This is a genomic window from Botryobacter ruber, assembly GCF_003347595.2.
GTDB lineage: Bacteria > Bacteroidota > Bacteroidia > Cytophagales > Hymenobacteraceae > Pontibacter > Pontibacter ruber_A.
On sequence record NZ_QCZK02000022.1, the window covers coordinates 92,359 to 114,277 of the forward strand.

The window sequence follows — 21,919 nt, forward strand, 5'->3', positions numbered from 1 at the left end:
TCACAAGAAAAAAAAACATGATAAGCATAAAGAAAATATTTGTGTTACTGGTGGCAATGAGCTGCATCAGCGTTTCATGCACCGACGATTTCGAAGAGATTAACACCGATCCAAACAGGATTGAAAAAATAAGCCCGGGAACATTGCTGAATCCCATCGTGTACGAGATGGCCAGCTTTAATACATCCAGGAGCAATGCCTTTACTTTTGAAATCATGCAGGTCTCACTTCCTTTCCCGAGCCCGTCAGGAGGGGAGCACCGCTACGATATTGGCGACAATGCCGGAAATTCTACCTGGAATACCTACTACCGCTGGTTAACCAATATCAAGGAAATGCGTGAAGCAGCTGCTTCAGCGCAGGATGCGAATTATGAGGCCATCGCGCTTACCTTAAATGCCTGGACCTACTCCCTGCTTACTGACAGCTTTGGAGCTGTGCCGATGGAGGAAGCGGCACGTGGTGACGAAGGAATCTTCTACCCAGCATTCAATACGCAGGAAGAAGTCTACAGAAAGATTTTAGGAGATTTGGAGACTGCCAACAGCTTGTTCGATGCTTCTAAAGGAATGATTTATGGCACCGACATACTCTATGGCAATAATGTAGCCAACTGGCAGCGCTTCTGCAATTCTTTGCACTTAAGACTACTGCTGCGCGTTTCTAAACGTCCAGAAATGAACGCCTCTCAGAAGATGGCAGAAATTATTAATAACCCTGAGAAGTATCCCGTATTCACTCAAAACAGCGAAGCCGCTATCCTGAAAATACCGGGTATTCCACCGCTTATTTCTCCCTGGGGCCGGGCTGTTGATTTCAGGACAGGCCGGGCAGCAGCGGAGTTTTTTGTTGATAACCTGAACAACTGGAATGATCCTAGGGTTGGGAAATTCTTCGGAGAAGCAAGATTAAAAGACGGCACAACTTCTATCGGCTATAAAGGCATACCGAGCGGTTACGCAGGCAACGACTCCCAGTTTGATTTTGTGCCCTCCAACCCGAACATAGCACTGGTTACAGCCCCCATGATCTCTGTGATCATGAGCTATGCAGAGGTAGAGTTTATTAAAGCGGAGCTGGCACAAAAGGGCGTCATTACCTCTGATGCAAAAAGCCATTATGAGAAAGGTGTAAAAGCCGCCATTGAGCAATGGGGCGCTACGCTGCCTGAAGGTTACTTTCTGAATCCTGCTGCTGCATACGATGGTACGCTGGAGCGCATTATGTTGCAGAAATACTACGCACTATACTTTAACGACTATCAGCAATGGTTTGAATACCGTCGTACCGGATTGCCAGTACTTCCTACCACCGAGGCTATGCTTAATGATAAAAAGGTGCCTGTCCGTTTCCGATATCCTGCCACTGTACAGATAAGCAACGGTGCTAACTACAGAAAAGCAGTCGAGACAATGGGTGGCGATGATATCAACACCAAAGTCTGGTGGGAAAAATAAATAGTGGAATTAACATCTAATACCGGAGGGCAGGTTTCAAAAAGCAAGCCCTGCTCTCCGGACTTAAAATACAATATCTTCTAAAGACATGTCACAGAAAAGAAGGACCTTTCTTAAATCCCTGGGATTGGCAGGAGTGGGGCTTACCCTGAATACCGGTTTGTTGCACGCTACACCCAAAGTTAAAGTACCAGTTCGGGGAAAGGATTTATCCCTTATTACCCTTAGTGGTAAAGTACATAGCCGGGGAAAAGGAATAGCAGGGGTTGCTGTTACAGACGGCATAAATGTTACCCATACCGATGCGAAAGGCAACTATGAGCTGGACAGCAATGCAACAGCAGAGTTTGTTTATATCTCTATTCCAAGGGGCTATGAGTTTAGTAATGAGAAAGGAATTACGCGGTTTTATGAAAGGATACAAGCAGAGCGTGCTCGCTTTAAGGCTGATTTTGAGCTGCAGAAACTGACTCAGGATGATACCAAACACAACTTTGTTGTTTGGGCCGACACCCAAATGATATCTGAGGCAGATGCGAAGGAGCTGAAAACAAAATCGGCGCCGGATACCAGAAATCTGATTAATAGCTATGGGCCGGGTGCCTTGTTTCATGGAATTGGCTGTGGCGACTTGGTGTGGGATAAATTTGAGCTGTTCGACGATTATAAGGAAGCTGTCGGCATAACGGGTGCTCCATTCTTTCAGGTGATTGGCAACCATGATATGGACCTCGATGCGCGCACCGATGATTTTTCAGGTGAAACATTTAAAAAGCTTTTTGGCCCTACCTACTACTCATTCAACAGGGGAGAGGTGCACTACGTCGTCCTGGACGATGTGTTCTTTATTGGGACAGCTAAGAAATACATTGGCTATCTGACAGAACGCCAGTTAGCCTGGCTGGAGCAGGACCTGGCTACGGTAAAGCCTGGTTCTACTGTAGTAGTAAGTTTACACATACCTGCCTATACCAAACAGCATCAACGTAACAAAGAAAAAGAAGAGCCAATGGGTGGCGTAGTGGCTAACCGCCGTGAATTATATCGCCTGCTGGAGCCTTACAAGGCGCACATCATGTCGGGACATACACACTTTAATGAAAAGCTCGTGACCGGCAACAACATAATAGAACACGTACATGGTACCGTTTGCGGTGCCTGGTGGACGGGTCCTATCTGTTTCGACGGTACCCCAAGTGGCTATGGCGTGTACGAAGTAAATGGCAGCGACATACAGTGGTACTACAAAGCCACAGGATATGAGAAAGAACACCAGATGCGGGTTTATCCTATAGGCGCGGTAAAGGAAAAACCTCAGCATTTTTCGGTAAACATCTGGAACTGGGATCCGGCATGGAAGGTAGAGTGGTTTGAAGATGACAAAAGTATGGGGCAAATGAAACAAGAAACTGCACTTGATCCGTTGTCGGTAGAGCTGCACTTAGGCACAGCCAAGCCTGCTAAGCATAAATGGGTAGAGCCTCACCTGACAGACCACCTATTCTTTGCCAGACCGTCCGCTTCAGCACAGCGTATCACAATACAGGTCACGGATCGATTCGGTAATATCTTCAAAGTGGGGGCCAATATAAAGGAACTGGAATTAAACCCATTGTCGAAAATATAAACCCGGTTTATCAGGTGGACAACATTCCTGCGACAATTCTGTAAGGTGTAGCATAGCAGGCTAAATATGTTGCTTTAGCCTGCTATGCTCCTAAAGAGAGTTAATTGTAATAAATATCGATTTTATAGTAAACATTAATGAAGATGTAAAGTATAATTCACTAATACAGTAACGCTGTATATGCATTAATTATCCGTAGTCATGATTATAAATTGAGGGATTAAACAACTTTATGAATGTTTGCCAAATGAATGAGATTCAAGTGATTCTTGCAAAGTACAAGGTTTCAAAGCAAGTCAAATCGAATGAGGAGGCTCTTAATGAAATAGAAATCAAGACAGGATTTAAACTTCCGGAAGATTATAAGAACTTTCTTCTCAACTACAAAGGATTTGAAAACTTAATCGGAGAGGAATACGTGAACCTGTGGGATTTAAATGAATTGGTTGATCAGAATGAAGAATACCAAATAATTGAAAATCTTTCCGCTACAATTGGAATTGGCTCAAATGGAGCAGGCGAACTAATTGCTTTAGAGGAAATGTCTGATGGGAAGATAAGGGTTGTGTTGACTCCTTTAGTTGACCTCAGCGAAGAATCCCACATTCACATAGGAGATTCTTTTACAGACTTCTTGCAGCGGCTCGACAAAGGTCAGGAGTGGTTTAGTGAATTGAAGATTTAAAATTGTGTAAAAAATCAGAATTCGAAAACTATATACATTTTCCATGCTTTAGCTGAAGCCTAACAAGTCGTATATACGAAGCAGCGAATAAAAGCAGCCTTTTACTTAATCAAGGTATTCTAATATCTTGAATGGTTAATTATTCTATGTTGTAACTTTTTAAAGCCAGATGTTAGGTACAGCCATTTCTAGCTGTGGAACCGTTCCAGAACTGATATAGCCTAAGTAGAGTCAAGCTAGTTTGAGATTTATGCTACTCTAATCCGTATATGTATACATGGAAGGAATAATAATAATACTTGTATTGATTCTGGCTGCTGTTACTTATCTTATTTATAGGCTGTATGTAAGAAAAAAGCCTCCTGTTAAAGATTCTAAGGATCAGTCACAAAAGCACCCTAAAAATGAAGACTAACAAGGCTTGAAGCCATGTACCACTGCCTCACTGTCTATTGAATCCCATTTAGACATTAATTAACCAGAGTGTAAGTTAGACTTAATGATATCATTATGTATTCGTAACACATAGGCTACAAACCTTTCTTACTTTAAAGAATAGATACAAACCTTTTTATCTAAACTTTAAATCGTTAGAAATCTATTAAATGGCTAAAGAAAGGACAATAGACTTTGCCGTCTTGCAATTAGGTGCGGAACTGGAGACCCCGCATGGCGTCGGGAAGTTTCTCGCTTATAAGAAAGGGAACTTTAGGGCACAGAACGTGCTGGTAGAGCATGTTCCGTACAAACTGAAATGGTATACAGAAAAGGAGCTGGAAATAGCAAACACGATGAAAAAAACAAGTCCCGCGCGTGAGGCAAGCCAACAGGCATTCATTACTGATTTTTTTTATTATGCGTTATAGTTTCGGTGCCTAACTTCTCCTTCTTAAGCGACAAACGCACGATAATCTTCAGCAATTTTGGAGTACCTTAAGCTTTTAATTTAATATCCCTGAACGAAAGATTTGTAAGTGTTTGGAAGCGGGGCATCTACCGTGGGAGCCGCACAAGGAAAAATACACCCAGTTGCTCTACCACATGGGCCATTTTTTGGCGAAGTGTGGTACTGTTCAACATCTAAGTAGATTGTGCTGATGCAGCAGGGCTTTAGCAGTGAAACACTGCATTACAGAAAAAGTATTATATGATTTTTAGATCAACCGTTCCTAACGGTAAATAAAAGGAAGTTTTCTACTCTTTTACACCTCAGGCTGCCAATTATCATTGTTGCTTTTTATTGCCTACTGTTGTTATTTATTGCAACCAGGTACTGGTAAGAATTGATTTGCAGTAGTGGCTTCGTCCCTGAAAAAGGGTGAAATACGAGGTTTAAGATAGAGGTATTGCTGGCCGATAAGCTCTATTATGTTAGATATAGACTGCGACAGAACTTATCGGAAATTTATTTAAGGATAATATAAAAAGGCTCAGTTACGTAGATAGCATTATCATCTCCACCTCTTCATTATTGCAGCCATTAAACGCAAAGAGATAAGTGAGCCAGAGCGCTTGAGCCGCTTTGTAAAATCATTTGCAAGCCACAGCCAGGACTTCAAAGGATTGACCTTGAAGTTGCTGGAGTCCGGTCAGACGATAGAGCAGGTGAGCATCCTTACCGGTGTGAGCCCCTCTACGCTTTATGAATGGAGAGCACTGGAATGAAAAAAAGAAGTTGGCTTAGTTAACCGTCAGGGCCAGGGAGGCGGAGCTAAGCCACGCTTAACCAAAGAGCAGAAGCAACAGTTTAAAGCTTTGCTCCAAAGCCAGGGAGGTTTCTATACCATTGGCCGGATGCGTAACCTGGTCCGGGAGTATCTCTGGCTGATGGCGAAGGAATCCCATTGCTGATTGTTGTAAAATTGAAAATCAAGCGAATCGAAGCATCGAAGCCGCTCTTCAACGAGCTGCTCGTTATCAGTTGACGTTTCGGAGACAGCTTTCTCCTGAGTGGTCGCGGTTTGCTGCTTGGCTTGCTCACTATCGCAGGAGAGCAAAAACAGGAAGATAGAGGCCGCTAAAAGACATCTAATGGTAATTAGTTTTTTCAAAGTAATTGGTTTAATGCTATTTGATTTATAGTTTAGAGTAAAGAATTAATACGGATTCCTGTTTGTCTGCTTATATGAGTTCATTAAAGAGGCAATGTTTGATATACAGCAAGATAATTACACACATATGGAATTATACAGCAGGCCAATGGGAGTGGGCTAAAGTTCAATAGATAGTTCCAGCTGTTTATGCCCCTTGTTTTATCAACTTCTGTAAACATTAACTGGCTATGTACGAACTGTTCTTTCAGAAATTCAATGAAAAAGTGCCGCTGACTTCCGAAGAACAGGAGCAGATAAAGGCATACCTCACGCCGAAAAAGCTGCGCAAAAGGCAGTACCTGCTGCAGGAAGGGGAGGTGTGCAGAGCCATCGCATTCGTAGAAAAGGGAGCCTTGCGCGCCTATACAGTCGACGAAAGCAGCAACGAGCACATAATCCAATTTGCCATCGAAGGCTGGACGATCTCGGATCTGTACAGTTACCTGACCGGTGAACCTGCCACCTACAACATAGATGCCCTGGAAGATGCCGAGCTGGTGCTCATTACCCGCACAGCTCATGAAGAACTACTCAGAACCCAGCCAAAATACGAAACCTTCATACGCCTGCTCATAACGGGTGCTTACATTGCCCTGCAACGTCGCCTTGCCTCCAACATTAGCCTGCCGGCAGAAGAACGCTACACCTGCTTCACAGAAACCTACCCTGATATTGCCCAGCGCGTGCCCCAGCACATGATTGCCTCCTACATGGGCCTCACGCCCGAAACCCTGAGCCGGGTCCGCAAAAAGATGGCCGACCGCAGGTAAAGTCTCTGATGGTTCCTTGACAAAAGTCAAGGGTTTTTCTTGACAAGGCGCAATGCGCAGGGCTTGGCGTGTCTGTACCTTTGTATTGTTAATAATTTACAACGATGAAGACAATGCAAACAATCGCCATAATAGGAGCTTCCGGAAACATGGGCGCTGCCATTTCAAAGAGCCTGGCCAAAGGGAATTACAGATTACTCCTGTGTGCCAACGAGCTGAATAAAGTGCAGGCAGTAGCCGAAGAAATCAAAAGTAGCCACCCTGCCGCTACGGTAGAGGCATTAGATTGCTCGGTAGAAGCCTCCTGGGAAGCCGACATTATTATAGCAGCAGTTCCTTTCGCAGCGGAAAGAGAAGTAGCTGCAAAAATAAAGGAAGTAGCCAACCAGAAGATCGTCATCAGCATCGCCAACCCCTTAAACGACACCTACAACGGATTGGTAACAGCACCCGACACCAGTGCCGCAGAGGAGCTGCAAAAGCTTTTGCCGAATGCGAAAGTGATAAAAGCATTCAACACCACCTTTGCAGCCGATTTCGCCACGCCGGTGATAGACGGCAAACAGGCCGATGCCTTTATTGCGGGCAATGACGCCGAGGCGCTGCAGACCGTTTCTGAAGTGGTAAGTACTGCCGGGTTCAGCCCGATTGTAGCAGGAGATTTGGCCGTAAGCGGTACCCTAGAACGAATGCAGTTGCTGCTCATTCAGCTCAACATGAAGTACGACTACAACTGGCTCGCCGGCTGGAAGATCCTGCACCAGTAAGTCAATCAGATTCAATAAAATAAATTCAATACAACCTTTAAGATTAATTCAAAATGAAAAAATTATTAGTTATAGTTTTCGCTTTCTTTTCGCTCTCGGCCTTCAATACCCTTAATAGGTTATGGACGAACGATGATGCCCATTCGCAGCTTAGCTTCACGGTGTCGCACCTGGGTATTGCCGATGTGACCGATACCTTCAACGACTTTGATGCAACGGTGACTTCCTCAAAACCTGATTTCAGCGATGCCATCTTTGAACTGACGGCGAAAACAGCTTCAATAGATACTCGTGTGGAAGACAGAGACAATCACCTGAAAAGTGCAGACTTCTTTGATGTAGCCAAGTATCCGATCCTGAACTTCAAAAGCACTTCTGTAAAGAAGCAGGGCAAAAACAACTACAAGCTTAACGGCAACCTGACACTGAACGGCATTACCAAACCGGTTTCGATGGACCTGGTGTATAGAGGGACGGTAGAAAACCCAATGAGCAAGAAGCAGACGGCAGGCTTCCAGGTAACAGGCACAATCAAGCGTTCTGACTTTAACCTGGGCAGCGGCTTCCCGGCTCCTATGATTAGCGACGAAGTACGCATCAAAGCCGACGGTGAGTTTGTGCAATAAGTTACAGGAGGAACCAACCATGAACAAGTTAATGAACCTGTATCAGCATAACAAAAATACGGATCTGGCACTTTTGGTTGTAAGAGTAAGCGTGGCCGGCCTGATGCTGGCCCACGGCTTACCCAAACTGGAAATGCTTATCTCCGGTAATCCGGCAGAGTTCCCAGCCCTCTTCGGGCTTAGCGCCGCCAGCTCCCTCGCCCTGGCCGTTTTTGCCGAGGTGGTGTGCTCCGTGCTGATCCTGGTCGGGCTGGGTACAAGGCTGGCTACTATTCCGCTGATCATCACGATGCTAGTTGCAGCATTTTATATTCACGGTGCAGATCCGTTTGCCAAAAAAGAACTGGCCATTCTGTACCTGATACCTTACGTGATGCTGTTCCTGACAGGAAGCGGGAAATATGCTTTGGATTATCTGCTGCAGCATAAGGTACAAAGACCTGCTTACAACAAAAGGCTTTCGGTACAGTGAGTTAAGTTGTATTCGTCCAGGTTAATGGTTATTCCATTGCAGGGCAGGGCTCCCGTTTTATTTGAAACTAAACTTATTATTGCCCGGCAACAAGTAACACTGGGCTCAAACAAAAGAGAAAATGGGAAATTACAATCCTTTATTGTGTGATCCTGAAACCGGGATTTGCGAAATACCAACAAACAAAGAAGGTGTAAGATCTGGCAGCGATACTGCATCAACTTCTAAACCTGTAAAAGTTATTTATTACACAGATCCCATTTGTTCTTCCTGTTGGGGTATAGAACCACAGTTGCGTAAACTCAAACTAGAATATGGCCATAGCCTGGAAATAGAATACAGAATGGGCGGATTGCTGCCTGACTGGAGTTACAACAGTGGGGGCATTAGCAAAGCAACTGATGTGGCGCATCATTGGGACGAAGTAAGCATTTATTACGATATGCCTATAGATGGAGATGTTTGGCTTGAAGATCCGCTACACTCTTCTTATCCGGCGTCCATTGCATTTAAAGCCGCCCTACTTCAGGATGAGGAAAAAGCAATTTTATTTCTGCGGAAAATCAGAGAAATGGTTTTCCTGGAGAAAAAGAACATCGCCAGGTGGGAGCATTTGGCATTGGCAGCAGCGAATGTTGGCTTAAACACCGGGCAGTTCCGGGCCGATTATCAAGGCAAAGCAAAAGACCTTTTTGCAGAAGACTTAAAACTAGGCAAAGAATTAGGAGTAAGAGGGTTTCCAACAATGTTTTTCACCGATACAACAGGAAGAAAAGAGATCGTTTATGGTGCAAAGCCTTATGCAGCATTTGAAAATGCGTTGGTAAAGCTCTACCCTGGTATTACAAAGTCCGCCTACGATAAAAGTATAGATGCGGTATTTTCCAGGTACAGCACTTTAACGGCCAAAGAGTTTTCAGAACTAACCGGAACTTCCAGAAAGGAAAGTGAGAAAATACTGAATGATTTAATATCAGAAAAGATAACGACTAAAAACGGATCAATCTGGAAAATGACGAATAGCAGCCGTTAATACGGGCTCTGTTATTGTAAATAAACGCCTTATGCAACGGGACCAATTCATTAAAACTTTAGTAACGGGAGTAGTAGGTATGACCACATTATCAGCCTTTAGTAAATTTACAGATAACCTGAGCGAGCAGGAGCAGCTCATGCCGGTACTTTTTGTAGGGCACGGTTCGCCTATGAACGGCATCGAAGACAATGCCTTCAGCCAGTACTGGAAAAAGCTGGCCAAGGAGATCCCCACACCCAAAGCGGTGCTGGTGGTATCGGCGCACTGGCTGAGCAAGGGCACCCGCATCACCGCCATGGACTTCCCCAAAACCATACATGACTTTGGCGGCTTTCCGCAGGAGCTGTTCGCTGTGCAGTACAAAGCCCCCGGTAGTCCGGAACTGGCAAAGGAAACGGCTACTCTCATTAAATCAGCTGAAGTAGAACTGGACCACGACTGGGGGCTGGACCACGGCGCCTGGACCATCATCCGGCACATGTACCCGGAAGCCACCATTCCGGTGCTGCAGCTCAGCATCGACTATACTAAAGGGCCGCAGTACCACTACGAGTTGGCGAAGGAGCTGGCGAGCCTGCGCAAAAAAGGTGTGCTGATTATGGGCAGCGGCAACATGGTGCACAACCTGCGCATGGTAGCCTGGGACAGGCTCGGCGATGACGAGTACGGCTACGACTGGGCCAAACAGATAAACGCCACCTTCAAGGACCTGATTAGCAACGGCCACCATGATAAGCTGATAAAGTACGAACGTTTAGGCAAAGAAGCCATGCTGGCCATTCCGACGCCAGAGCACTACTGGCCCTTGCTGTATACCCTGGGCCTGAAGGGCAGCAAAGACGATGTATCCTTCTTCAACGACAAAGTTGTGGGAGGCTCTCTCACCATGACTTCCGTGAAAATAGGGTAATACACCCACAAATTATAAAACGTAGACGAATGACATCCGAAACAAATCAACGAACAAATATACCTGTAACGGACCTGGTTTTAGAGTACCTGGTGCGCCCTGCACGCGAGAGTTCAGGAAAGCAGAAGGCGCTGGTCCTGTTGCACGGTGTCGGAAGCAATGAGCAGGACCTGATAAGCCTGGCGCCGTACCTGCCTGAAGATTTTATCGTGATTTCGCCGCGTGGTCCCTTTTTATTGAGCGAAAATCGGTATGCCTGGTACCAGGTTGATTTTTCAACGGGCAAACCCGTGATAAACGCTGCGCAGGAGTCGCAGAGCCGGAATATTATCGGGGAGTTTATAGAGCAGGTGAAAGCAAAGTATCGTGTTGACGAAGTATACCTGGGCGGTTTCAGCCAAGGCGCCATCATGAGCTATACCCTTGGCCTGATACAGCCTGCCATGGTAACCGGGGTGCTGGCTTTCAGCGGCAGGATACTGCAGGAGTTAAGGTCATTGGTGGCTGCAGCGGATCAGCTGAAGAACTTGAAAGTATTTATAGCGCATGGCACGCAGGACGGTACTTTGCCCGTGCATTATGCCCGCGAAGCAAAGTCTTTTTTAGAAAGCAAAGGCATCACTTCGGCTTACCTTGAGCTAGACATGGGGCATCAGATAACAAGCGAAGTAGTAGTGGCTGTACGTGAATGGCTGGAAAAATAGCGATAAAGTAGCGAACGGTTCCTTAACCATAACTTGTTAAAAAAATGGTCATGGAATCTATAGCCGCACTTTATAATAATAGATTAAAAAAGTGACTAGTAAATTGAAATTGTATGAAAATTGGAATAACAGGTGCAACAGGCCAGTTAGGTAAGCTCGTTGTAACCAAACTAAAGGGGAAAGTAGCTCCTGAAAACATTGTAGCGCTGGTGCGTACACCAGCGAAAGCCGAAATCTTAGGTGTTGAAGTCCGTAAAACTGATTACACTAAACCCGAAACGCTGGTGCATGCCCTGCAAGGCATTGAAACCTTACTTTTAATTTCTTCGAGCGAGGTAGGGCAGCGTGCCACGCAGCATAAAAACGTGCTGATAGCCGCAAGACAGGCTAATGTTAACCATATCGTTTATACCAGCCTGCTTCATGCCGATACTTCAACCCTTAGCCTGGCCGATGAGCACCGCGCCACAGAAGCTCTGCTGAAAGAGACAGGTATACCCTACACCATTTTGCGCAATGGCTGGTACACTGAAAATTACACCGGCTCGATACAGGGTGCCCTTGCGGGTGGGGCTTTTATCGGCAGCGCTGGAAATGGCAAAATTTCATCTGCTTCCAGAGCAGACTTTGCCGATGCAGCCGTAGCCGTTTTACTTGGTGAGGAGCACAATGGCAAGGTGTATGAATTGGCCGGCGACGATGCTTACACGCTCCACGACCTTGCTGCTGAAATATCCCGCCAGACCGGCAAAGACCTTTCCTACAAAAATTTGCCGGAAGAAGAATATGCTGATGCTTTATCTGGCTTTGGTCTTCCTGAAGGACTGGCACAAGCCATTGCCGGATGGGACGTAGCCGCTTCGCAGGGAGCCCTGTACGATGACAGCCGCCAACTTTCTAAGCTGATCGGCCATCCAACTACGCCTTTGGCAAAAACGGTGAAGGAGGCGTTAAACGCTAACCAATGATCTAAACAGCTTCCCTGAAAATAGAACTGTTCTAGAGTAGAGAAAACTCCTTAACTTTGAACAGTTGATTATGAAAAGGAAAAAGTTTACCTCACAGCAGATTGCCAAGATCCTCAAGGAGTTGAGGATGGCAAAAGAAAGCCATCTGCTTACAAGGTGTCCCAAACTACTTTCCAGACAAAAGACGGGCTTGCGGTTGCAGGCCATGCTGTTGTCCCAGAATATGGCAAGTTTAAGGGATGCTCCTTTGACAGGCATTAAGGATAATTAAAATCTATTACAATCAGACTTCTTTTGCCTATTTCGAGCAATGCCATTTCAGTAATTCAGCTGTAGAAGAAATGGTCAAAGACGGTTTATTAGCGATATAACCCCAATCATCTTATCTTCGTCAAGCAGCATAGGATTGCCTGAAGCAGGCAATCCTATGCTGCTTCATTTGGGCAGACAAGCTATGGTATACTCTTCGGATTTGAGCTTCACAACCGTTATAGACCTCTTAGGGACTTTCGCTTTTGCGGTAAGCGGCATCAGGTGGGCCTCCACCAAGAGGTTCGATTGGTTTGGCGCCTATGTTATTGGACTGGTGACGGCGATCGGAGGCGGGACAACAAGGGACTTGCTGCTCAACGTAACCCCATTCTGGATGCAGGATGCCACTTACCTGACCGTTACAGGTCTGGCCCTACTGGTAACGCTCCTGTTCCGGAATCGACTTTTCCTATGGGGCAGGACCCTGTTCTTATTTGACTCCATCGGGCTGGGCTTGTTTACAGTTGTAGGGGTGGTAAAAAGCCTGGATGCAGGATTCCCTTTCTGGGTATGCATCATGATGGGAGCTATAACCGGTTCTGTAGGTGGTGTTATCCGAGATGTTTTGCTCAATGAGGTTCCGCTGCTGTTTAGGAAGGACATATATGCTTTGGCATGTATTGCGGGAGGCATTGTTTATATGATATGCTATCAATCCAACCTGTCAGCCTCATTGACTGAGTTTCTTGCTGCTTTGACAGTGATTTTAATTAGAGTCGTTGCGGTGAGGTATCATGTCCAGTTACCGTTTTTAAAGCCTATAGATACGAATCACAACGGTAGGGAAAACAAAGAATAAAGGCTTTGTCTGATGCACTATATCATTCCTTATCTCACCATCCCTGAAAAGGTGGATTTCTTGAGATATCAGATTGTGTTAACTTTTATTTTGTCATGGCAGCAGCCTAGACCTATTTATTATAAAATAAAGGACCAGGCCTGAATCTCCCAGGCCTGGTCCTTTATTTTATATTTACTCAGCTTTGCTTTTACATTATTTGCTTTATTAAGTTATCTAGTATTTCCTTGCTATAACCAATCTGCCGGGCATACTCAAGACACAGATTATATTCCCTCTCTTCTACTTTACCGTCCTGTACAGTCATCATTACAAGGGTCTGTAACTCCAGGTGCTTTTGCAGACCTTCTTGCGGTATGATGAAAGATAGAGAAGGAAGATTATCAGCTATATGGCGCGTATCCTCTTCTGTAAGCTCCAACTGATTACCAATTGCCAGCAGGAATTCACTTTCCAGCTCATCTACATATCGATCAGCAATGGCTACTAAAACGATGTTTTGGAAAAAGTTAAGCTTGTTTTGCTTCGTGCTTAACATGGTATCAAATAATATATTCGTTGTCATTTTAATTCATTTTAAAACATGTGTTGATAATACTTCAAGTATTGTACCAATTAAACTGTACCACCTTTCACTGATATTGCTTCCAAAGCGTATTTTTCTGCACTAGCCACCACAGCCTCATTTGTTATTCTAAGAAGAAGGCACAAGTGAGATAATATTTTAGTCCCAAGAAACGAGGTATTCTTGCTGACATTGTTCGTATATTCACTGGCAAAGAAATACTGTGTCCTATATTGCAGTGTTGGTACTGACAACGGCAAGTAAGGCCTACGGAGCAAAGAACGTAACACGATGTTTCGACATGCAGGAAAGGCAAGAACCTTCAAGCACAACATAAGGTTGGCTGGCCTGCTTTCCTTAATTGCCGGCATGGTCAACATCAGCGGAGTATTGTCAGTAAATACCCTGACAACCAATGTTACCGGCCATTTCGCCTTTTTTGCAGAGCAGATGGAGCGGAAACAATATAGCTTGGCCTTTACCTTCCTTCTTTATATTTCCGCTTTTTTCCTTGGCTCGTTTCTATCAAGCTTTATGACAGAACTGTCTTTAAGCAAAGGCTACAAAGCAATTCATGTTGGACCTATGGTATGTGAGATTGCTATATTGCTGCTTTTAGGCATAGCAGGGAATCAGATGCTGCATTACGGCGTGAGCGGTACCGCGATCGCACTGCTGTTGCTGTTTGCCATGGGCTTACAGAATGCATTAGTTACCAATGTCTCAAGATCAGTAGTAAGAACAACCCACCTGACAGGGTTGTTCACCGACCTGGGCATCGAACTGGCTCAGTTGCTTTTCTATAAAAAGCCTGAGCAACAGGAGGTGCTCAGGCGCAGCGTGAACCTGAAGCTCGTTATTATTTTCTTTTTCTTTGCGGGCTGCGTTATTGGAGGCTATCTGTATGACTCTCTGGCTTTAGAGACACTGATGGTGGCTTCGGGGCTACTTGCCGCAGCCTTAATTTATGACACGCTGAAATTCAGGTACTATCGCCTGCTGCGAGGGCGCCACCGGGTGTGAAGCAAAGCAGCATTATCATTACTGGTATGAATAAGTCTTTTTAGTTGTTGCCTGATTATTTTGCGTGTCTATGTCCGGAAGTTGTGGGATGAAATCTGCTGTGTATGTCTTGTCCCGTAAAATGCCGATTTTCTAATACAGGTAATAGCAGCTGTTGGTACTTGTGCCAGTTGTTGCTGACTGCTGCCGTTTGGATGGCTTTTGGATGGCTTTTCCAACTGCCCAGGTGCAGTTGGAAAAGCTCTTTAGTAGTAAAGCCGGTGAAAGAGGCTTTTTAGCCCCTGTATCAGTAGTGTTCGCTCTTGAAGGCTGTCACCACCCAGCAGCAATGAAGAAACAATGGCAAAATACCGCTGTTGGTACTTGTTGCTGGAGCCATCCGAAAACTATCTGCCTACAAGGTGTCCCAAACCACTTAGGTTGTGTTGACAATTTATTGAATGAATTATGGCAGTAATTGTTTATAGAATAAAAACATTATGCGACGTTACGAAATCAGCGACCATGCCTGGCATCGTATCAGCCATTTGCTGCCAGGTAAATCTACCGATGTTGGTCGTACAGCCAAAGATAACCGCCAGTTCATCAATGCCGTGCTCTGGATTGCCCGCAGTGGAGCCCCCTGGCGCGATCTTCCCGAACGCTTCGGCTCCTGGAACTCCGTCTACCAACGCTTCCGCCGCTGGGCCAAGAAAGAGGTTTGGCAGCGGGTCTTTGAGCAACTGCAGGAACCGGACCTGGACTGGCTCATGCTCGACTCGACCACCATCAGAGCTCACCAGCATGCGGCAGGACAAAAAAAACAACAGCAGAGGCCGAAAGCTTAGGCCACAGCCGTGGGGGCTTCAGCACCAAGATACATGCCTGCTGCGATGCTCTGGGCAATCCCCGCAGATTTATTCTCTCCATTGGTCAGCAGTCCGACCACATGCAGGCAGAAGACTTACTGGCAGACGATATCCCTGGAGCAGTAGTGGCTGACAAAGGCTATGACAGTAAAAACTTTGCTTTATTCATCACTGAACGTGGCGCTGAGGTCGTTATTCCTTCCAGAGCAAATGCAAAAGAACCTCGTGTAATTGATGATAACCTCTACAAGGACCGTAACAAGATTGAACGTCTTTTCAACAGGATGAAGCATTACAGACGTATCGCTAACCGATACGATAAAACAGCTGTTTCTTACTTAGCGGCTGCTATCACCCTTTTACTCTAATTGTCAACACTGCCTAGGACAAGACACTCTTATATGGCTTTCCTCAAAGAACATATGAGGAAGGCAATAGAGACAGAGTTCTCTGTACTAACTGCACTTATGCCTTCCACTATACATGCCGTCACTTTCGAGGGATTTCAGATGAAGCTCCTGGCTTTTATCATTGCAGGAGGACTAAACAGATTCTTTGACATACATAACTAACAACTTGAATTAATTATTGCAATCGGTTGCAAGGTATAGAAAATTTTTCCATGTTTACACCTGCTAAGGCAGGTGTTGCTCCTAATGGTGGGAGCAGAATCTCCTGAAACAGACTTGCAGCCTGCTTCCAAACTCTGCTATTTTTGAACTAGTGGTAGTTTGGGCTGTAGGTGCAGAGCAAGTTTTATCAGGCGTACAGCGGCATAGACTTCTAACAAAGTAGATAGCCGAGGCATAAGATGTACACAGGTGCAATAACTTTTATAGATTAAGTCATACAAATGAATCCAATACGTTTAAGGTACAACAAACTGATGCCGGCATTTTTATGTTGCCTCATGCTGCTTCAGTCTTGCCAGGTTAACACGCAGGGCAGTGCAAGTGCTTCGAATAGACAACGTATGGCGGCCAGCACAAACAACACAACACGGGAGCGGATATTGATTAACGATGGCTGGAAATTCTATAAATACAATTTAATAGTCGAAGCAGACAGTCTCATCTACGACATTCGCCCGGAGGTACGAGACGAGCGTGACGACCGACCGGCTGATGAGCGGCCAACAGAGGCTGCAAAAGTTGCCGGCGGCAGCAATGTGTTAAAGCCCTGGATTCTGCCAACAGGCAATGCCTTTATCAAAGACCCTGCTAAACGCCATACCCGTCCGGAGGGAAATCCGGGTGGCAATTTTCCGTTTGTACAGACTGGTTTTAATGACGGTACCTGGGAAAGCGTAACTCTGCCACACGATTGGGCTGTAAAAGGACCATTCTACAAAGGCTGGAACACCGAGATAGGAGGGGGCATGGGCCGCCTGCCGGTTCATGGGGTGGCCTGGTACCGGCGTAAACTTGATATACCTGCAGCTGACGCGGGTAAATCCGTTTTTCTAGATGTAGATGGGGCTATGTCCTATGCCATGGTGTGGCTTAACGGGCAACTGGTAGGAGGTTGGCCAAATGGCTACACCTCCTGGCGCGTTGACCTTACCCCGTACCTCAAGCCGGGTGGTCAAAATCAGTTAGCCATCCGTGTAGACAACCCGCCAAGCTCCTCCCGCTGGTATCCCGGGGGCGGCATTTACCGCAATGTCTGGCTGACTAAAACAAACGCGGTGCATGTGGGGCACTGGGGAACGTTCGTCACAACCCGCGATGTGTCTAAAACCGCAGCTACAGTAGACCTGAAAGTAACAGTTGCCAACGACGCCGCTACGGACAGCAACGTTGAAGTTTCCACGGAGATTTATAAGCTGGATGGCGCGGGTAAGAAAGCGGGTAAAGCTATTGCGCGCATCAACCCAGCCACTGCAGCCATTAAGACAAAGGGCAGCGAGACTATAGCCAGTTCCGTTACCATCGCCAACCCGAAACTGTGGGGGCCGCCGCCCACCCAGACGCCAAACCGGTATGTAGCCGTTACAACAGTCACTGCACAGGGCAAGCCTGTGGATGTGTACGAAACACCTTTTGGCATCCGGGATTTGCGCTTTGACGGCGAGAAGGGAATATTTGTGAATGGCGAGCGTGTGTATATTCAGGGCGTAAACCAGCACCACGACCTGGGTGCCTTGGGGGCAGCGTTTAATGTGCGTGCCGCCGAGCGCCAGCTCGAAATGCTGCGCGACATGGGCTGCAACGCTATCCGTATGGCACACAACCCGCCTGCTCCCGAGTTGCTGGAACTGACAGACCGCATGGGCTTCCTGGTAGTAAACGAGCAATTCGATGACTGGGAACTGAAAAAGACGCCGCTCGATTTCCACCTCATCTTCCCCGATTGGCATGAGCAGGACCTGCGCGCCCTTATTCGCCGCGACCGCAACAACCCCTCTGTTATTATGTGGAGCTTTGGCAACGAAGTAGGTGAGCAGTACACCGATGAGGAAGGTGCCAAGGTAGCCAGGCGGCTGCATGCTATTGTAAAAGAAGAGGATAGCACCCGCCCGACCACCGTCTCTATGAACTATGCCAAGCCGCACATGCCGCTGCCGGCAGTTGTAGATGTTATCAGCCTCAATTACCAGGGAGAAGGAATACGTGACGCACCGGCTTATGCCGGGTTAAAAGGAATTCGTACTTCCCCGCTCTACCCTGCCTTCCATGAAAAGTTTCCAGATAAAGTTATCCTTAGCAGCGAAAACGCAGCAGCTATCAGCTCCCGTGGTGAGTACATGTTTCCGGTTACAGATGGTATCAGCTCACCGGTGAAAGATGGCTTAGGCGGAGACCCAAAAAGCCTGCAGGTTAGTTCCTACGAGCTGTATTCTGTGGATTTCGGCTCCTCCGCCGACAAAGTGTTTGGCTCTCTGGAGAAACACCCCTACGTGGCAGGCGGATTTGTGTGGAGTGGCTGGGACTACCTCGGCGAGCCAACGCCCTATTATTTGGCCCGCAGCTCCTACTTTGGGATTATAGATCTGGCTGGTTTTAAAAAAGACCGTTTCTACCTCTATCAGGCACACTGGCGACCGGATTTTCCTATGGCGCACATCCTGCCACACTGGAACTGGCCAAACAGGGTGGGCCAGGTGACGCCGGTGCATGTGCTCACCTCCGGCGACGAGGCTGAGTTGTTCCTGAATGGAAAATCGCTGGGCCGGAAGAAAAAGCAGCAGTATGAGTACCGCCTGCGCTGGAACGAGGTGCAATACGCGCCGGGCGAACTGAAGGTGGTAGCTTACAAAAACGGAAAGAAATGGGCAGAAAACAGCGTTAAAACGACAGGTGAGGCGCAAAAGCTCCAGTTGGCCGCAGACCGTGCCACTATACAGGCCGACGGCGAAGATTTGTCGTTCGTGACCGTGCGTGTAACTGATAAAAATGGATTGATGGTGCCGAATGCCAAAAACGCTCTTCACTTTTCCATCGAGGGACCGGGTGAACTAGTAGCCACCGACAACGGCGACGCGGCAAACCTGGTGCCGTTCCCGTCGCACGATCGCGATGCTTTCAACGGCCTTTGCCTCGTGATTGTACGCGGCAAACCTGGTCAAAAAGGAACCATCACAGTAAGGGCAGAGTCCGCTGGCTTGGAAGCTGGCACTGTAACAGTGAAGACGGTGGATGCGAAGTAGGTAAACGGCAGCTTTACAGAAACCTGGCAGGTTTTCAAATCCGCCAGGTTTGCGCTGCACCAGCCTCCATAGCCACCGCTCCTGCTTTTTCGAAAGCTTCTCCAATCTGCTCTTTCAGACATCCGTGTTATATAATCAAAAAGGAAAAGGAGGAGGTTACCGTGTGAAGGAGAAACCAGCATGAGTGCAGCAGATCTGTAAGGTCCCGTCCTGGAAAAAGTTGACAGGATTAATTTAAAATTACGACTTTATCTGAAGCCTCCAATGTGCGCACTTTGGAGACTTTCTTTTTCCATGTTATCATTTTTACTTTTCTCTGCTCATGCATTTGCTTTAGTGTCAGCAAATGGCAGCTCTGGTGAGGCCTGAGGTTGTTGTGTCTTGTCCTGATATAAGTTGGCCAAGTTGTATCAGAATTCCCCGGAATTCTGATACATGTAATAGCAGTTGTTGGTACTTGTTGGTCGTTGTTGCCTGTTGTTGGTGATTGTTGCTGCAGCCATCCAACAGCAGTGGCTGAGCAATTGAAATGCAATCCAAAAGCAATGGTTTAGCAATGGTGTCCTACATCAAAGGGTGCTGTATCACTGTCCCATTAACCTTTCAAACAGCCCAAAAGTGGCTAGAAACACTACTTTTACATGTGTTTAGGTACTTTAATGGAAGAAAGTGCTGTGTAGATGCTAGAGCGGAGTGCTATCCGGTAGCAATGGCCAGATGCCGCTGTTGGTACTTGTTGCCTGTTGTTGGTCGTTGTTGATGATTGTTTCTGGTGCCATCTGAAAGCCATCCACCAGACATCTGCTAATAAGCTGTTCCAAATTACTTTCCAGGCAAAAGAAGGACTTACGGTTGCAGGCTTTTGTCCCGAAATACGGCAAGTTTAGGAGATCGTAGTGTTTCTAATAGCTTTTTGTTCTATAATCTTTTTAGGAGCTTATACCTGTTGCTGACTCGTTTCAGAAAACGAATGCGAAAAGAGAACACCAGTTACAGCTAACAGTTGAATCTATGGCATATCAAGAAGATTTTCAAAAACAGAGCTTTTCTTGGGCATATTAAAGTAAGTTGGAGATAGGCAGGAAAGCATTTTAAAGCAATTAAGCAGGCCTGTTTTACTCCATCAGCCATTGCATTGCTTCGGCTCTATTGGGGAAGTCTTTAACTTGAAGGGGTGATTTTATAACGTTCCTAATTTCTGCCTCTAACCGCTCAATCATTTTTTCCCTTGTTTGATCGTCTGTAGCTATTCTGGCAAGCTTTTCAATCGTTGTGCCTGTAAGTCCAACAGCCAGCCGTGCCAGAGCCGATTTGTATTCCGTTTCTGTAACAGCCAAGGTGTTGCGGCTAAAGTCAATCAGCAGGTTTTTTATTTCACGCTCCTTGATGCAGGCTACAATTGATGAAAAAACCCTGTTAATCTTTGAAAAAGAAAGGCCACCATTATCCTGCGGTTCTACAAACAGAACATCTTGTGCGGAAGCATAGTCCAGCTTTACAAGCTCATCCAAATATAGCACCATTTTATAGAGTGATTAAATGTTCTGCTGTAAAATAATTACAATTTAACGGGCTAAATAAATAAAAAGTTTAAACAGCTTTTTAAAGAAAGGAAGGGGCGGTTGTAGGAAGCTACTGTCTTGTACTTTAGCCACACTTAATCTAACAATTGCAGTGGGCAGTTGTGCTCTTTAGTTGTGGTTCCACCGATACTAATACTAGGTATTGTTTCTTCGGCGAGCGGTCTGGTAATAAAGCTTTTCACTAAAGAGAATGTTCTCGCTTTTAATTTATATGCGCTGCTTTATGATAAAGTTACTATAACTATAGGGCAACCTTATGCTGATGGCCTTATAGCCGCACATACAGCTGTAATACGTAAGGGTATACTAAACCGATTATCTAGGGTGTGCCTGTCAATGAATTCCATTTTCAGAGATACCACATTTAGGGATGCTATACGTATAACAATGTGACCCTTACTCAATGTATTTACCTAACGACCAATATTTATTGTTCGCCTGTCCTCACCCATACCGCTAGAAGTTTGACTCTATTGGTATTCCTGTTTGTTCAAACTTATTTCTTATTTAACCAATCAGAACTATGAAAACATTAACTACAGCTTTGCTTCTATTTACAGCTTCCTTTGCTTGTTCCTTTCCGCTAAAAGCACAAGATCATCCTGATTCACAACAGCATGATGGTGAACACAGAATGCTAAATCAGCAAGAACTCCAGTGGCAGGAAGGGCCAGCATCTCTACCAAAAGGCATTAAAGTAGCAATGCTGGAGGGGGATTTAACAAAGGCAGCCCCTTTTACTATCAGGATTCAACTACCAGCTAACTATAAGATTCCGTCACACTGGCATCCGGCTATTGAGCATGTAACTGTAATAAAAGGAAGTTTTTACATGGGATCAGGAGATAAGTTTGATGTGAATAAAGCCACTATGCTCGCAGAGGGTGGCTTTGCCGTAATGCCCATTAAGTATGTTCATTTTGCTTTCACCAAAGAGGCCGCTACTATTCAGTTGCATGGTGTTGGTCCATGGGGAATAACATATGTAAATGAAGCGGATGATCCGAGAAACCAACAAAAATAGC

At 45.9% G+C, this 21,919-nt stretch carries 22 protein-coding genes; 19 read left to right on the forward strand and 3 right to left on the reverse strand.

What is annotated here, in order from left to right:
- Window positions 1–17 precede the first annotated feature (17 nt).
- The 5 genes from DCW36_RS05030 to DCW36_RS05050 all read left to right on the forward strand — a co-directional run bounded on the left by DCW36_RS05030 (window position 18) and on the right by DCW36_RS05050 (window position 5,434).
- A complete protein-coding gene (locus DCW36_RS05030) occupies window positions 18–1,457 on the forward strand; it encodes a SusD/RagB family nutrient-binding outer membrane lipoprotein (RefSeq protein WP_114782342.1) in 1,440 nt (479 codons plus the stop codon).
- An 88-nt stretch (window positions 1,458–1,545) separates the two neighbouring features.
- Entirely contained in the window at window positions 1,546–3,084 is a 1,539-nt protein-coding gene (locus tag DCW36_RS05035) for a calcineurin-like phosphoesterase C-terminal domain-containing protein (RefSeq protein ID WP_114782343.1), read from the forward strand.
- A 247-nt stretch (window positions 3,085–3,331) separates the two neighbouring features.
- On the forward strand, window positions 3,332–3,769 hold the full coding sequence (locus DCW36_RS05040) for an SMI1/KNR4 family protein (RefSeq protein WP_164891034.1): 438 nt from the start codon (window positions 3,332–3,334) through the stop codon (window positions 3,767–3,769).
- 605 nt (window positions 3,770–4,374) lie between these two features.
- Window positions 4,375–4,635: a hypothetical protein gene (locus DCW36_RS05045; RefSeq protein WP_114782345.1), complete on the forward strand. Its 261-nt coding sequence runs from the start codon at window positions 4,375–4,377 to the stop codon at window positions 4,633–4,635.
- Window positions 4,636–5,281: 646 nt separating this feature from the next.
- On the forward strand, window positions 5,282–5,434 hold the full coding sequence (locus DCW36_RS05050; protein ID WP_164891035.1) for a helix-turn-helix domain-containing protein: 153 nt from the start codon (window positions 5,282–5,284) through the stop codon (window positions 5,432–5,434).
- A gap of 113 nt (window positions 5,435–5,547) precedes the next feature.
- On the opposite strand, the gene DCW36_RS05055 is transcribed toward DCW36_RS05050, so the two are convergent.
- Complete coding sequence (locus DCW36_RS05055) at window positions 5,548–5,820, reverse strand: hypothetical protein (RefSeq protein ID WP_128396947.1); 273 nt, start codon at window positions 5,818–5,820, stop codon at window positions 5,548–5,550.
- A 230-nt stretch (window positions 5,821–6,050) separates the two neighbouring features.
- Between DCW36_RS05055 and DCW36_RS05060 the strand changes: the two genes are divergently transcribed.
- From DCW36_RS05060 to DCW36_RS05105, 10 genes are all read left to right on the forward strand, one after another.
- Entirely contained in the window at window positions 6,051–6,632 is a 582-nt protein-coding gene (locus DCW36_RS05060; RefSeq protein WP_114782348.1) for a Crp/Fnr family transcriptional regulator, read from the forward strand.
- 104 nt (window positions 6,633–6,736) lie between these two features.
- The gene (locus DCW36_RS05065) at window positions 6,737–7,399 is read left to right on the forward strand and encodes an NADPH-dependent F420 reductase (protein WP_114782349.1); all 663 of its coding nucleotides are present in this window, start codon (window positions 6,737–6,739) and stop codon (window positions 7,397–7,399) included.
- A gap of 53 nt (window positions 7,400–7,452) precedes the next feature.
- On the forward strand, window positions 7,453–8,025 hold the full coding sequence (locus tag DCW36_RS05070; protein ID WP_114782350.1) for a YceI family protein: 573 nt from the start codon (window positions 7,453–7,455) through the stop codon (window positions 8,023–8,025).
- A gap of 31 nt (window positions 8,026–8,056) precedes the next feature.
- Window positions 8,057–8,497 (forward strand): DoxX family protein, encoded by a 441-nt coding sequence (locus DCW36_RS05075; protein WP_240676059.1) that lies wholly within the window; start codon window positions 8,057–8,059, stop codon window positions 8,495–8,497.
- 121 nt (window positions 8,498–8,618) lie between these two features.
- Complete coding sequence (locus DCW36_RS05080; protein WP_114782352.1) at window positions 8,619–9,530, forward strand: ClpXP adapter SpxH family protein; 912 nt, start codon at window positions 8,619–8,621, stop codon at window positions 9,528–9,530.
- Window positions 9,531–9,609: 79 nt separating this feature from the next.
- A complete protein-coding gene (gene ygiD, locus DCW36_RS05085; protein WP_114782353.1) occupies window positions 9,610–10,443 on the forward strand; it encodes a 4,5-DOPA-extradiol-dioxygenase in 834 nt (277 codons plus the stop codon).
- A gap of 29 nt (window positions 10,444–10,472) precedes the next feature.
- Window positions 10,473–11,147 (forward strand): alpha/beta hydrolase, encoded by a 675-nt coding sequence (locus DCW36_RS05090; RefSeq protein ID WP_114782354.1) that lies wholly within the window; start codon window positions 10,473–10,475, stop codon window positions 11,145–11,147.
- Between the two features lie 113 nt (window positions 11,148–11,260).
- The gene (locus tag DCW36_RS05095) at window positions 11,261–12,115 is read left to right on the forward strand and encodes an SDR family oxidoreductase (protein WP_114782355.1); all 855 of its coding nucleotides are present in this window, start codon (window positions 11,261–11,263) and stop codon (window positions 12,113–12,115) included.
- A gap of 70 nt (window positions 12,116–12,185) precedes the next feature.
- On the forward strand, window positions 12,186–12,386 hold the full coding sequence (locus tag DCW36_RS05100) for a hypothetical protein (RefSeq protein ID WP_114782356.1): 201 nt from the start codon (window positions 12,186–12,188) through the stop codon (window positions 12,384–12,386).
- A 183-nt stretch (window positions 12,387–12,569) separates the two neighbouring features.
- Window positions 12,570–13,226, forward strand: coding sequence for a trimeric intracellular cation channel family protein (locus tag DCW36_RS05105; RefSeq protein WP_114782376.1), 657 nt, complete (start codon window positions 12,570–12,572; stop codon window positions 13,224–13,226).
- 190 nt (window positions 13,227–13,416) lie between these two features.
- Here the strand turns inward: DCW36_RS05105 and DCW36_RS05110 are convergent, their stop codons facing one another.
- On the reverse strand, window positions 13,417–13,791 hold the full coding sequence (locus DCW36_RS05110; RefSeq protein ID WP_114782357.1) for a hypothetical protein: 375 nt from the start codon (window positions 13,789–13,791) through the stop codon (window positions 13,417–13,419).
- A 291-nt stretch (window positions 13,792–14,082) separates the two neighbouring features.
- Here DCW36_RS05110 and DCW36_RS05115 point away from each other — a divergent pair, with 291 nt between their 5' ends.
- The 3 genes from DCW36_RS05115 (at window position 14,083) to galB (ending at window position 19,311) form a co-directional block, all read left to right on the forward strand.
- The gene (locus DCW36_RS05115) at window positions 14,083–14,814 is read left to right on the forward strand and encodes a YoaK family protein (RefSeq protein ID WP_114782358.1); all 732 of its coding nucleotides are present in this window, start codon (window positions 14,083–14,085) and stop codon (window positions 14,812–14,814) included.
- Window positions 14,815–15,293: 479 nt separating this feature from the next.
- Window positions 15,294–16,030, forward strand: a protein-coding gene (locus tag DCW36_RS05125) for an IS5 family transposase (protein ID WP_240676060.1) whose coding sequence is annotated in 2 segments (ribosomal slippage) — window positions 15,294–15,605 and window positions 15,608–16,030 — 735 coding nt in all. Because the reading frame shifts where the segments join, the coding sequence is not laid out codon by codon here.
- A 605-nt stretch (window positions 16,031–16,635) separates the two neighbouring features.
- A complete protein-coding gene (gene galB, locus DCW36_RS05130; RefSeq protein WP_240676061.1) occupies window positions 16,636–19,311 on the forward strand; it encodes a beta-galactosidase GalB in 2,676 nt (891 codons plus the stop codon).
- 1,115 nt (window positions 19,312–20,426) lie between these two features.
- On the opposite strand, the gene DCW36_RS05135 is transcribed toward galB, so the two are convergent.
- On the reverse strand, window positions 20,427–20,822 hold the full coding sequence (locus DCW36_RS05135) for a hypothetical protein (protein WP_125185396.1): 396 nt from the start codon (window positions 20,820–20,822) through the stop codon (window positions 20,427–20,429).
- 595 nt (window positions 20,823–21,417) lie between these two features.
- Here DCW36_RS05135 and DCW36_RS05140 point away from each other — a divergent pair.
- Window positions 21,418–21,918 (forward strand): cupin domain-containing protein, encoded by a 501-nt coding sequence (locus DCW36_RS05140; RefSeq protein ID WP_205702876.1) that lies wholly within the window; start codon window positions 21,418–21,420, stop codon window positions 21,916–21,918.
- The last annotated feature ends 1 nt before the right edge of the window (window position 21,919 follow it).